Genomic DNA, 11,533 nt, shown 5'->3' with positions numbered 1-11,533 from the left:
GCGCCCGTAGCGCCCGTAGCGCCCGTAGCGCCCGTAGCGCCCGTAGCGCCCGTAGCGCCCGTAGCGCCCGTAGCGCCCGTAGCGCCCGTAGCGCCGTGGCGGCCGCGGGTCAGCAGGTCTTGAGCATCGCGCTCAACGCGTCGTGCTCCGCCTGGTCCACGGTCAGCGAGTACAGCGTCTTCACCGACACCACGGCCCGCGCGTACGTGCACCAGTACGCCTCGACCGGCGGCTTCCACTTCGCCGCGTCCTGGTCGCCCTTGGCCCGGTTGCTGCTCGCCGTCACCGCGATGAGCTGCAACCCGCCCAGGTCGTTGGCGAACTTCTCGCGCTGCTCGTCGGTCCACTTGTCCGCGCCCGAGCGCCACGCCTCGGCCAGCGCCACCGTGTGGTCGATGTCGATCTCGCTCGCGTTGGTCACGACCACGTTGTCGTAGACGCTGGTCCACGTCCCGCCGGTGATCTTGCAGCCGGCGCCGACCTGCACGTCCGCGCCCTGCCGCTGCAACACCACGTCCCGCGTGTCGCACCCGTCGCCCTGGCTGCTCCAGTGCGGGAACCGCTCGCGGCTGTAGCCCGTCATCTTGCCCTCGGGCGCCACGGTCAACGCGGCGAGCTGCGCCGCCGGGTCCGCGCCGGGCGCGGGCGGGTCCGACGGCCCCGGCGCGGTGGGCGAGGTGTCCGGGGTCAGGACGTCCGTCCCGCACCCGGCGATGATCATCAGGATCATCACGACACCGCTGACAACCGTGGTCGACCGCTTGCCCCTCATGCCACCATGATCAGCGATGATCGCCCGGACCGGAACACCCGGGCCGAAATCGCCCCGGACAAACCCGAACGCGAGCCGCGTTCGACGGCCGTTCGACGCCGGGTTCGCTCAGGGGCGGCTCGTGAGGTACCCGCCCATGTGCGTGAAGTACTCCGCGGCGCCCAGCTCCCGGCCGTCCTCCGTGCGCACGCGCTTGACCAGCAGCGCGTGGTTGCGGCCCCGGCGGGCCAGCGCGCCCGCGACGATCGCGACGCCGTCGCCCTCGCGGTAGAAGATCCGGCCGGGCGTGCCGCCGTAGCGCCCCTGGGACACCTCGGCTTCGAGGATCTCCAACCGCTTCCCCTTGTGGAACGCGAACGCGCTCGGGTACGGCGCGCACTGGGCGCGGATCAGCCGGTCCAGCTCCTCGGCCTCCCACGTCCAGTCGATGCGCAGGTCCTCCTCCGCGCGCTTGTGGAAGAAGCTCGCCTTGGAGCGGTCCTGCTTGGTGAAGTCCGTGCGGCCCTTGGCGATCTCGGCCAGGCCGTCCACCGTGATCGGGCCGAACAGCTCCAGGGTCTTGTGGAACAGGTCGGCCGTCGTGTCGCGCGGGCCGACCGGGACGGCGCGCTGGAGCACGATGTCGCCCGCGTCCAGCGTCTCGTCCATCATGTGCGCGGTGACGCCGACCTCCTTCTCGTCGTTGATCAAGGCCCAGATCAGCGGCGAGAAGCCCGCGTAGGCGGGCAGCAGCGAGTCGTGCACGTTGAGCGTGCCGTGCTTGGGGAGGGTGAAGATGTGCGGCGGGATCCAGGTGCGCCAGTTGGTCGCGACGATGACGTCCGGCTCGACCTCCTTGAGGCGCTGGAACAGCTCGTCGTCGTCCGGCCGGTTGCGGATGATCGTCTCGACGCCGTGCTCGGCGGCCAGGTCCGCGACCGAGTCGCTCCAGATGCGCTCGTAGGCGTGGTCGCTCTTGGGGTGCGTGACGACCAGCACCACCTCGTGCTCGGAGTCCAGCAGGGCCTGGAGCGTGCGGTGGCCCCAGGTCTGGTAGCCGAACATGACGACCCGCATGGGAGCTCCTCCTTGGATAGGCTCGCCTAAGTTATCCAACCCTAACCTAACTAGGTTGGGCTAGCCTGGGCGGGTGATCCTTGATCTCAAGGTGGTGAACGGGCGGGTCGTGACCATGGACCCGGACCGGCCGGCGGCGTCGGTGATCGGTGTCTGGGCCGGGCGGGTCGTCGGGGTGGACGACGACGTGGCGGACCTGCCCGCGCGGCGCGTGGTCGACCTGGACGGCGCGGTGGTGCTGCCCGGGTTCATCGACGCGCACAACCACCTCGCGTGGGCCGGCCGGGCGGCCCGGATCCCGGACGTCTCCCCGTGCACGTCCGTCGCGCAGGTCCTCGACGTGCTGCGCGGCGCGGCCCGGTCCTCCGGCTGGGTCGAGGCGGCGGGCTACGACCACCGCGCCCTCGACCGGCCGCTGACCGCGCGGGACCTGGACGCGATCGGGCCGCGAATCTACGTGCAGGACGTCTCCGGGCACGCGTGCGTGGTGAGCGGCGACGTGCTCGCCGAGCTGCCCGCCTCCGCGTTGCGCGAGGCCCAGCGGGACGAAAACGGTGCGCCGACCGGGTTCCTGGCCGAAGGCGCGCAGACGGCCGTGCGCGCGCTGCGGTTGCCGTACTCGTTGGACGACATCGCGGCGGACGTCGAAGCGGGGACGCGCCAGTGCCTGCGGGAAGGCGTGGTGCTCGCGGCCGAGGCCGGCGTCGGCGGCGGCCTGATCGGCAGCAGCCCGCTGGAGGTCGAGGCGTACCAGCGCGCGTCGCTGCCGATCCGGGTGCAGCTCATGGTGTCCGCGGACCGCCTCGAACCGGTGGCCGCGCACGCCGCCGACGGCATCCGGCGGGCCGTGCCGCTGGGCCTGCGCACCGGCCTGGGCGGCGACCGGCTGTCCATCGGGCCGCTCAAGCTGTGGACCGACGGCGGGATGATCGCCCGCACGGCCGCGTTGACCAGGCCCTACGAGGGGATGGAGACCTCCGGCCAGCTCCAGGACGACCCGGAGTCGATGCGGGCGGCGATCGTGGACGGGCACGCCGCCGGGTGGCAGCTCGCGGTGCACGCGATCGGCGACCGCGCGATCGACTTCGCGCTCGACGCGCTGGCCGACGCGCAGCGGGCCGTGCCGCGGTCGGACGCGCGGCACCGGATCGAGCACTGCGGGCTGGTGCGGCCCGACCAGCTGGACCGGATCGCGCGGCTGCACGTGATCCCGGTGGTCCAGCCGACCTTCCTGTGGGCGTACGGCGACGACTACGCCGCGATCATGGGCCCCGACCGCGCGCCGTGGATGTACCGCGGCAAGGCGTTCCTGGACCGCGGGATCGTGGTGGCGGGCAGCTCGGACCGCCCGGTGGCGGACGGGAAACCGTTGCGCGCCATCCAGTTCATGGTCGAGCGGCGGTCGAGGACCGGGCGGTCCATCGGCCCCGACGAGGCCGTGGCGGTGCGGGACGCGATCGCCGCCTACACGACCGGCGCCGCCTACGCCTGCCGGGTCGACGACGTGCTGGGCGTCATCGCGCCGGGCCGGCTCGCCGACTTCGCCGTCCTCGACGCCGATCCGCTCACCTGCGACGTGTCCGCCATCGGCGACATCGGCGTGGTGGCCACGGTCGTGGGCGGCGAGTTCGCCCACGACCCGGCCGGCTTCACCGGGTGACCACCCGGGTCAGGCGCTCATCCGCCAGTGCACGACGTACCCCGCCGCCTCGGCCGCGATCAACGCGTCGAGCTTCGCGAGGTTCGTCCGCCGCGACATCCGGAACGCCCGGCCGCGCCGCGCGTCGAGCACGAGCGGCTCCGCGCCCGGCAGCGTGTCGGCGAGGGTCTGCTGGAGGATGCGCAGCCCGACGTTCGCCGCCTCCTGCGTCATCGGCGTCTCCTTGACGTACACCAGCACCGCCGACCGCGACCCGTCCGGCCGGCGCAGGCCGAGGTGCGGCCGGACCCGCAGCGCGAGGTCGCCCGCCTGCCACCGGGCCGCGCCCGTCGGCACGCCGGTCGCCCTCGTGGCCCGCAGCCAGGGCAGGAAGCCCTCCCGCAGCTCCTCGTACGCCCGCGGTTGGCCGGCCCGCGGCTGCCGGTGCGCCGCCTCGACCGCCTTGTCCAGCTCCGCGGCCGGGTCCGGCGAGTTCGCCGCCCGGCGCATGGCGTCGCGCATCGGGTTGTAGAAGCCCGCCACCCACTGCTCCGACGACAGGTAGATCCGCCGCTGCTCGGACACGATGCTGATCCGGCCACGCTGGCCGCTCATGACGTACTCGGTGAAGGACAGGGCGGTGACGCTGATCGGCTCCACGGCAAGCTCCCCTCGCGCGCGATCGAACTCGTGTTCGATTCTACCGCCGGGGTCCGACAAAGCGCGGGCGCTGAACGGGGTATCCGCAGGTCGGACGGGATCGGTCCCGCACCGCGCGAACGCCGTCCGGCGCAGCGCCTAAGCTGCGTCCGGGGGAAGGAGCGAGCCGTGGCCGAGCGACCGGACATCGATCTCACCAGGCCGAGCGCCGCACGCGTGTACGACTACTACCTCGGCGGCGCGCACAACTTCGCGGTCGACCGGGAGATGGCCGAGCAGGCGATCTCGATGTGGCCGGAGCTGCCGCTGATCATGCAGGCCAACCGGGCGTTCCTGCGCCGGGCCGTGCAGTTCTGCGTGGCGCGGGGCGTGACCCAGTTCCTCGACCTCGGCTCCGGCATCCCGACCGTCGGCAACGTGCACGAGGTCGCCCGCGACGCCGACCCGCGCTCGTGCGTGGTCTACGTCGACAACGACCCCATCGCGGTGACGTACAGCCGCACGATCCTCGGCGACGACCCCCGGACCGCGGTCGTCCTGGACGACCTGCGCCACCCGGACGACGTGCTGGCCCAGGCCGCCGTCACCGACCTGCTCGACTTCGACCGGCCGGTCGCGGTGATGATGGTCGCGGTGCTGCACTTCGTGCAGGACGACCCGGCGAAGATCATCGCCGCCTACCGCGACGCCGTCGCGCCCGGCAGCTACCTGGTCCTCTCGCACGCCACCCACGACGGCCAGGACGCCCAGGCCGACGAGCACACCGACCTGTACCGGCGGCGGACCGCGACCCCGATGACGATGCGGTCCAAGGCCGAGGTCGAGGCGTTGTTCGAGGGCTACGAGCTGGTCGAGCCCGGCGTCGTGCACCTGCCGCTGTGGCGGCCCGCCTCGCCGGAGGACGTGGACGAGCACCCGGAGCGGTTCGCCGGGCTGGCCGCCGTCGGCCGCAAGCGCTGAGGGCGAAAACCGAGGAGTTCGCACCTTCGAGTGACCATGCCCCGTCGGCCATCCGCGATGTTGTAGTTTCGTGACCTGGCAGGTGCGGCTGCCACCGAGGCTCCTCCTGACCCGGATGGAGTGGGTGCCTCCAGAGCGCGTTCGAGCGACGTGCCCGCATGTCCGCCGGTTCCCGGGGCTCGGTGCCGCGAGCCCGGTGCGTCGACCGGGCGGCGTCCGCGGAGGTTCTCGTGTCGACAAGCTCCCCGCACCTGCTCAAGCGCTACTGGTGCACCGGAGAGACGCCGAACATGGTGCGCAGGCAACGCGGTGACGCGGGTGTCGAGCCAGGTTCGTCGGTGCCGTGCGCCCGCACGCCGGGCCAGCGCCGGCTGGAGGCGGCGGTGCTCCAGGCCGCCAACCGCACCATGGCCGGCATGCGGCGGCGCGGCCACCCGCTGCGGCCGACGTCCCTGGTCGTCCGGGTGCGGCCGGACGCGAAGTCGCTCGGCCTGCGCGTGCACGACGCCGCGCTGGAGCACCTGCTGGCCGAGGTGCTGCCGGTGGTCGTGGGCGACCGGGTCCGCGGCGTGCCGGGCCTGCGCGTGCGGCCCCGGCGCGACCACCTGGACCTGCGTTCGGCCGACGGGGAGGTGCGCCTGCTCGGCGTCACCCGGGAGCGCTGGCGGCGGTGCGTGGCCGCCGGTCTGCCGGTCGACCTGGCGCTGAGCGCCGACCTGGACCCGCGCGAGTCCGCGCCGCGCGCCCCGGTGCCGGCGGACCTGATGAGCGGCGTGCTGCGCCGGCTGCCGCTGTGGCGCGGGGCCGCGTGGCTGGACGGGATCGTCGTCGGGGACGTGCTGGAGCTGTACTGGCGGGGCGGTCCACCGAGCGGCGCGGTGGCCGCGATCCTGAGCGGATCGGCGTGCGGCATCCCGGACTCGACCGCCGTGCCGCACCGGTTCCGCGACGCCGTGCGCGGTGTGGCGCTGTCGGCCGCCGACCCGCGCGCGGCGGTCCGCGCCGCGGAACCGGAGTGGGCGTGGTCCGAGTGGCTCGCCGCCACCGCGCCCGGACCGGCCGTCGAGGAGCGCGCCGTGCGGCCGACGCGCGAGCGGCCCGACCTGCCCGACGTGTGGGAGCTGGACGAGATGCGGGAGGCGTTGGCGTTGCGCGACATCACCGCGGTGTACCGGCTGCTGACCCACCACGGCGTGCCGCGCGACCGGATCGCCGCGCTGACCGGCCAACCGCACGACGACGTGGACCGCGTGCTGTCCGGGGCGAAGGTCGAGTCCTACCAGACGTTGACCGACATCGCCGAGGGCCTGGGCGTCCCGTTGGGCTACATGGGCCTGGCGCACGACGAACCGGTCGAGGCCGACGCCCCGTGCCAGTGCGCCGCCCTGGACGAACGCACCAAGCGCGACCGCTTCCTCGTCCACGCCGCCCTGGTCACGGTCGGCTCGACCGGCGTGACGTGGGGCTGCCCGGCCGCGAGCTGCCGTTCCGCCCGCCCGGTGTGACCGGGCTACCCCAGTTGGTCGCGGCGGCGGGTCAGGTAGGCGGTCTCCGCCGTGTTGCCGGCCAGCTCGATCGCCCGGTCGTAGGCCGCCCGCGACTCCCGGCCCCGGCCGAGCCGGCGCAGCAGGTCGGCGCGGGTGGCGTGGAAGGCGTGGTAGCCGGCCAGCCGGGGTTCGAGCCGGTCCACGGCCGCCAGCGCCACCTCCGGGCCGTCCAGCTCGGCCACCGCGACGGCCCGGTTGAGCGCGACGATCGGGGAGCGGTCGAGGCGGACGAGCTGGTCGTAGAGGGCGAGGACCTGCGACCAGTCGGTGTCGCGGATGTCGCGGGCGGACGTGTGCACGGCGTTGATCGCGGCGAGGATCTGGTAGCGGCCCGGGGCCACCCCGGCGGCCAGGCGTTCGCGCACCAGCCGGTGCCCCTCGGCGATCAGGTCCGCGTCCCAGGCGCCCCGGTCCTGCTCGCCGAGGGCGACCAGCTCGCCGCTGGCCGAGACGCGGGCCGTGCGGCGGGCCTCGGTGAGCAGCATCAGCGCCAGCAGCCCGGCGACTTCGCCGTCCCGGGGCAGGAGGGTCCGGATCAGGCGGGTGAGCCGGATCGCCTCGGCGGTCAGGTCGTGGCGCACCGGGTCGGTGTCGGGACCGGTGGCCAGGTAGCCCTCGTTGAAGACCAGGAACAGCACGGCGAGCACACCGCCGACGCGGGCCGGGAGGTCCTCGGCGGACGGCACCCGGTACGGGATGCCGGCGGCCTTGATCTTGGCCTTCGCCCGGGTGATCCGCTGTCCGACGGCGCCCTCGGTCATCAGGAAGGCGCGGGCGATCTCGGGCACGGTCAGGCCGCCGACCATGCGCAGCGTCAGCGCGAGGCGCGCTTCCACCGCCAACGCCGGGTGGCAGCACGTGAAGATCAGCCGGAGCCGGTCGTCGTCGATGACGCCGAGGGGCTCGGGCGGGTCGTCGTCGTGCGCCATCCGTGCCTCCTTGTGCTTGTCCTCGCGCCTGCTCTCGCGCCGGATGCGGTCGATCGCCTTGTGGGTGGCCGTGGTGGTGAGCCACGCGCCGGGGTTGGGCGGCACACCGTCGGCCCGCCACCGCTCGACCGCGGTCGCGAACGCCTCGGCCGCCGCCTCCTCGGCGACGTCCAGGTCGCCGAAGCGCTTGGCGAGGGCGGCCACCACCCGCGCCCACTCGTCGCGGTGGGCGCGGGTCACCGCCTCCTCGACGTCGTTCACCGGAACGGCCGGACCTCGATCTTGCGGTCGCACACCCTGGACGCCTCGGCGGCGAGCCTGAGCGCCACGTCCAGGTCGGGGGCCTCCCACACCCAGACGCCCGCGAGGTACTCCTTGGACTCCACGAACGGCCCGTCGCTGAACACCGGCTCCTCACCCCGGTTGTCCACCACCGTGGCCGCCTCGGTGTCCGCGAGCCCGCCCGCGAACACCCAGTGGCCCTCGGCGATCAGCCGTTCGTTGAACTCGCTGATGGCGGGCTGCCGGTCCGTGCGGCCGGGGTTGCTCTTGTCGTCGATCACCGAAACCAGGTACTGCATCGCTGGATCCCTCCTGCGGACGTCGGGGGCGTCGACCCCATGGTCGCGCCCCGACCCTCGGCGCCGCCCCTCGCGGGCGGCCTCACCCCTGCTACGAACGCGACCGGCCCGATCCGACAACACGGACCCGAACTTCTTCGAGATTTTTTGGGCTCGCCCGCCGCCCCGGCGCTCGAACGTCCCCTGAACAGCCAAAACGGCCGGCACTCACACCCGTGGGGTGTCCTGGAGTGCCGGCCGCCCAAGCCGTCGATCATCGGTGCTCTACTGCGCCCCCGGCAGGATTCGAACCTGCGACCTCGGGATTAGAAGTCCCTCGCTCTCTCCACTGAGCTACGGAGGCTGGAGGGGCTGTTGACCACGCGGCGTAGCAGTGTGGCCGCCCCACCGGACACATCGTCCGGAAGACTCGTCGCGTTTCCGGTTCCCGCCGGAAGGGTGATCAAGATGGCCGAAAAGTGATGTGGATCACTTTTGTGCGGCCGTCGAGTCGCGCGCGACGAGGGTTACCGCCACTCTGGTCGGCTCGCCCGGTCTGCCGCCGTCCAGCAGTCGGAGCGCCAGTTCGCCCGCCTGACGGCCTTTCTCGGCCAGGGGTTGACGCACCGTAGTCAACGGCGGATCCGAGTGGGCGGCTGCCGGCACGTCGTCGAAGCCGATGACGGACACGTCGTCGGGCACGCGCAGCCCGAGGTCGCGCACCGCCTGGAGCGCGCCGAACGCCAATTCGTCCGAAGCGCACAGCAGCGCCGTGGGTCGGGGCGAGCCGGAGAGCAACGCCCGCGCGCCCGCACGGCCCAGTTCACGGCTGCTCGCCGCGCACTCCCAGACCGGCGTGCCCGCGCCCGTCACGTCGAGGTACCCGTGCAGCCGGTCCCGCGTCACGCGGAACGACGTGGACGCCAGCCGCTCGGGCGTCACCGGCCCGTTGCGCCCGTCCGGGTGCAGCGCGAACGTCACCACGCCGAACCGCCGGTGCCCCGAGTCCCACAACGACGACGCCGCCAGCCGCGCACCGCCGTAGTCGTCCACCTCCACGCGCGCCGTGTCCGGCAGCACGGGCTGGTCGATCACGACCATCGGCAGCCCGCGCGCCCGCACGGCCGCCAGCGCGGGGGCGTCGTCCGGCAGCGAGTACGCCACCACGACGTCGGCCTGCGCCCGCGCCACCGTCTCCGGCCGCGGCCCGCCCTTGTCCCGCCCCGGCATCAGCACCAGGCAGTGGTCGTGCCCGTCCACGGTCGACGCGAGCCCGTCCAGCACGATCGACAGCGCCGGGTCCGCGAACGACGCCGACAGCCCCTGGCCGAGCATGAACCCGACGGCGGCGCTGTGCCTGGTCGCCAGGCTGCGCGCCACCGGGTCGGGCCCCGCGTAGCCGAGGGACGCCGCCGTCTCCAGGATCCGCTCGCGCAACGCGGCGGAGAGCTGGTCCGGCCGGTTGTACGCGTTGGACACCGTGGCGCGCGACACGCCGACCACGCCGGCCACCGTGTCGAGCGTCGGTTTGCGAGGGCGGTCCACGTGGTGAGCGTAACCAGGTAATCGGATGGACGTTCTGAAGCGCTCTAGTTCACACTCGGACCATGCCCACGCCACGCCTCGCCGTCTTCGCGGTGTTCCTGTTCAACGGGGCGCTGTTCCTGTCCTGGGCCGCGCGCATGCCCGCGTTGGCCGCGCAGGTCGGCGCGACCGAGGCCACGCTCGGCCTCGCCCTGTTCGGCGCGAGCGTCGGCCTGGCGGTGACGGCGCCGTTCGCGGCGCGCGTCTGCGCCCGGGTGGGCGCGCGGAAGCTGGTCCTGGCCGGGGCGGCGGTCACCGTGGTCGCCGTGCCGTCGCTCACGCTCGCCGACACGCCGTTCCAGCTGGGGCTCGTGCTGTTCGCGCTCGGCTCGTGCGGCGCGTCGATCGACGTCGGCATGAACGTCGCCGCGGTGGCCGTGACCCGCAGCCTGGACCGGCCGCTGATGCCGCAGTTCCACGCGGGTTTCAGCGTCGGCGGCCTGGTGGGGTCGCTGGGCGCGGCGGCCGCGGCGGGCGCGGGGTGGGGCCTGACCCGCCACCTCGTCACGGTCGCGGTGATCGGCGCGGTCGCGATGGCGTGGGTGATCAGGGCCGTGCCGGGCGAGACCGGGGAGACCCCCGGCGCCGTCCGGGACGACCGCCCGGTCCTCAAGCGGCCGTTGTTGTGGCTGCTCGCGACCATCACGCTGTTCTCGGCGATCGCGGAGGGCGCGGCGTCGGACTGGTCGGCGCTGTTCTTCGTCAACGAGCGCGGTGTCGGTGAGGCGGCCGCCGCGGCGGCGTACGCCGGGTTCTCCATCGCGATGGCCGTCGCCCGCCTGCTCGGCGAGCCCGCGCAACGCCGGTTCGGCCCGTACCGGCTGCTGGCCTCGGGCGCGGTGGTGGCGGCGACGGGCCTGGCGCTGGCGGTGCTGGTGCCGTTGCCCGCGGTCGGCTACGTCGGGTTCGGCCTCGCCGGCCTGGGCCTGGCGTTCGCCTTCCCGGTGATCATGGACCTGGCCGGCGACGCGGGCAAGCGCGCCGACGGCACGGGCGGCGAACGGGAGATCGGCCTGGTGACGACGGTCGCCTACACCGGTTTCCTGCTCGGCCCGCCGGTGGTCGGCGGTCTCGCGCACGTGAGCAACCTGTCGATCTCGCTGGGCTTCGTGGCGTTCGTGATCGCGCTGATGGTGCCCGCGGTGCTGCTGGCGCGCCGGTCCCGCGCCCGCGAGCTCACACGACGGGGAGCTTCGCCAACGCGGCCTTGAGCAGCGGTTGCATCGCGGCCAGCATCTGCTCGGGCACGCCGGACGGCTGCGCCATCGCCACCAGGACGCTGCGGTTGGCGTTCACGGCCAGCGTCGCGGTGCACGCCGTCTCGCCGCCGGTCGGCTCGCACAGCACCCAGGTCGAGTGCCCGTCCACGACCACCTCGTGCCCCTTGGCCTGCCGCGTCCGCACCTGCTCGTACTTCTGGTAGAGCGCGGCGACCACCGTGCGCCCGGCCTGCGAGCCGTCGTCCAGCACGTACTGGCACGACTCCTGGATCACGTCGTCCTTGCGCGCGGGTTCCTTCTTGAACGGCCCGATCGACTTCAGGTCGTCCTTGCTGAGCAGCGAGCACGGCTCGACGCCGACGACCGTGCGCGGCTTGGCGATCTTCGGCGCGGCGCCCGACCCGGCGGAGGTGGTGGTCGCGGGCGTGACCCCGGCCTCGGGCAGCGCGTCGCCGTTGACGGAGTAGCTGCACCCGGACGACAGGAGCACGGCGAGGGCCACTGCGGGCAGCGCGCGGGTACCGGTCACGTCCCGCAACGGTAGTGGGTGTGATCTGCGCACGTCCGGCGGTTGGTGAGGGTGCGGTCGCGCCGCCTACGCTCGTG

11 protein-coding genes and 1 tRNA gene are annotated in these 11,533 nt (G+C 73.6%); 4 read left to right on the top strand and 8 right to left on the bottom strand.

Annotation, left to right across the window (positions count from 1 at the left end; genetic code table 11):
• Positions 1-109: 109 nt before the first annotated feature.
• Positions 110-772, bottom strand: a complete 663-nt coding sequence (locus tag ACFXGA_RS04305) for an HNH endonuclease family protein (RefSeq protein WP_378084269.1) — start codon at positions 770-772, stop codon at positions 110-112.
• Positions 773-880: 108 nt separating this feature from the next.
• Positions 881-1,828: a methionyl-tRNA formyltransferase gene (locus ACFXGA_RS04300; RefSeq protein WP_378084267.1), complete on the bottom strand. Its 948-nt coding sequence runs from the start codon at positions 1,826-1,828 to the stop codon at positions 881-883.
• A 73-nt stretch (positions 1,829-1,901) separates the two neighbouring features.
• Between ACFXGA_RS04300 and ACFXGA_RS04295 the strand changes: the two genes are divergently transcribed.
• Positions 1,902-3,488 (top strand): amidohydrolase, encoded by a 1,587-nt coding sequence (locus ACFXGA_RS04295; RefSeq protein WP_378084266.1) that lies wholly within the window; start codon positions 1,902-1,904, stop codon positions 3,486-3,488.
• A gap of 9 nt (positions 3,489-3,497) precedes the next feature.
• Here ACFXGA_RS04295 and ACFXGA_RS04290 read toward each other — a convergent pair whose 3' ends face one another.
• Entirely contained in the window at positions 3,498-4,127 is a 630-nt protein-coding gene (locus tag ACFXGA_RS04290; RefSeq protein WP_378084264.1) for a hypothetical protein, read from the bottom strand.
• A 168-nt stretch (positions 4,128-4,295) separates the two neighbouring features.
• Between ACFXGA_RS04290 and ACFXGA_RS04285 the strand changes: the two genes are divergently transcribed.
• Both ACFXGA_RS04285 and ACFXGA_RS04280 read left to right on the top strand, forming a co-directional pair.
• On the top strand, positions 4,296-5,087 hold the full coding sequence (locus ACFXGA_RS04285; RefSeq protein ID WP_378084262.1) for an SAM-dependent methyltransferase: 792 nt from the start codon (positions 4,296-4,298) through the stop codon (positions 5,085-5,087).
• A gap of 230 nt (positions 5,088-5,317) precedes the next feature.
• On the top strand, positions 5,318-6,592 hold the full coding sequence (locus tag ACFXGA_RS04280; protein WP_378084260.1) for a hypothetical protein: 1,275 nt from the start codon (positions 5,318-5,320) through the stop codon (positions 6,590-6,592).
• 5 nt (positions 6,593-6,597) lie between these two features.
• Here the strand turns inward: ACFXGA_RS04280 and ACFXGA_RS04275 are convergent, their stop codons facing one another.
• From ACFXGA_RS04275 to ACFXGA_RS04260, 4 genes are all read right to left on the bottom strand, one after another.
• Complete coding sequence (locus ACFXGA_RS04275; RefSeq protein ID WP_378084259.1) at positions 6,598-7,824, bottom strand: RNA polymerase sigma factor; 1,227 nt, start codon at positions 7,822-7,824, stop codon at positions 6,598-6,600.
• Positions 7,821-8,144 carry a YciI family protein gene (locus ACFXGA_RS04270; protein WP_378084257.1) on the bottom strand — a complete coding sequence of 108 codons (324 nt, stop codon included), beginning with the start codon at positions 8,142-8,144 and terminating at the stop codon, positions 7,821-7,823. The genes ACFXGA_RS04275 and ACFXGA_RS04270 overlap by 4 nt, the downstream gene beginning before the upstream one ends.
• Before the next feature lie 270 nt (positions 8,145-8,414).
• Positions 8,415-8,487 (bottom strand) — tRNA-Arg (locus tag ACFXGA_RS04265).
• A gap of 125 nt (positions 8,488-8,612) precedes the next feature.
• Positions 8,613-9,668, bottom strand: coding sequence for a LacI family DNA-binding transcriptional regulator (locus tag ACFXGA_RS04260; protein ID WP_378084255.1), 1,056 nt, complete (start codon positions 9,666-9,668; stop codon positions 8,613-8,615).
• 62 nt (positions 9,669-9,730) lie between these two features.
• On the opposite strand from ACFXGA_RS04260, the gene ACFXGA_RS04255 reads away from it, so the two are divergent.
• Positions 9,731-10,918 carry an MFS transporter gene (locus ACFXGA_RS04255; RefSeq protein WP_378084254.1) on the top strand — a complete coding sequence of 396 codons (1,188 nt, stop codon included), beginning with the start codon at positions 9,731-9,733 and terminating at the stop codon, positions 10,916-10,918.
• On the opposite strand, the gene ACFXGA_RS04250 is transcribed toward ACFXGA_RS04255, so the two are convergent.
• Positions 10,884-11,456: a DUF3558 family protein gene (locus ACFXGA_RS04250; protein WP_378084252.1), complete on the bottom strand. Its 573-nt coding sequence runs from the start codon at positions 11,454-11,456 to the stop codon at positions 10,884-10,886. The genes ACFXGA_RS04255 and ACFXGA_RS04250 overlap by 35 nt on opposite strands.
• Positions 11,457-11,533 lie beyond the last annotated feature (77 nt).

Origin of the sequence: Actinosynnema sp. NPDC059335 (assembly GCF_042752395.1) — a bacterium.
In the GTDB taxonomy this organism is placed as follows: Bacteria; Actinomycetota; Actinomycetes; order Mycobacteriales; family Pseudonocardiaceae; genus Actinosynnema.
This window is presented reverse-complemented; position numbering and strand designations above follow the sequence as displayed.

Excerpts from the sequence above, each read along its gene's own strand:
- ACFXGA_RS04305 (WP_378084269.1), bottom strand. The coding sequence starts at position 772 with ATGAGGGGCAAGCGGTCGACCACGGTTGTCAGCGGTGTCGTGATGATC.
- ACFXGA_RS04300 (WP_378084267.1), bottom strand. The coding sequence starts at position 1,828 with ATGCGGGTCGTCATGTTCGGCTACCAGACCTGGGGCCACCGCACGCTC.
- ACFXGA_RS04270 (WP_378084257.1), bottom strand. The coding sequence starts at position 8,144 with ATGCAGTACCTGGTTTCGGTGATCGACGACAAGAGCAACCCCGGCCGC.
- ACFXGA_RS04255 (WP_378084254.1), top strand. The coding sequence starts at position 9,731 with ATGCCCACGCCACGCCTCGCCGTCTTCGCGGTGTTCCTGTTCAACGGG.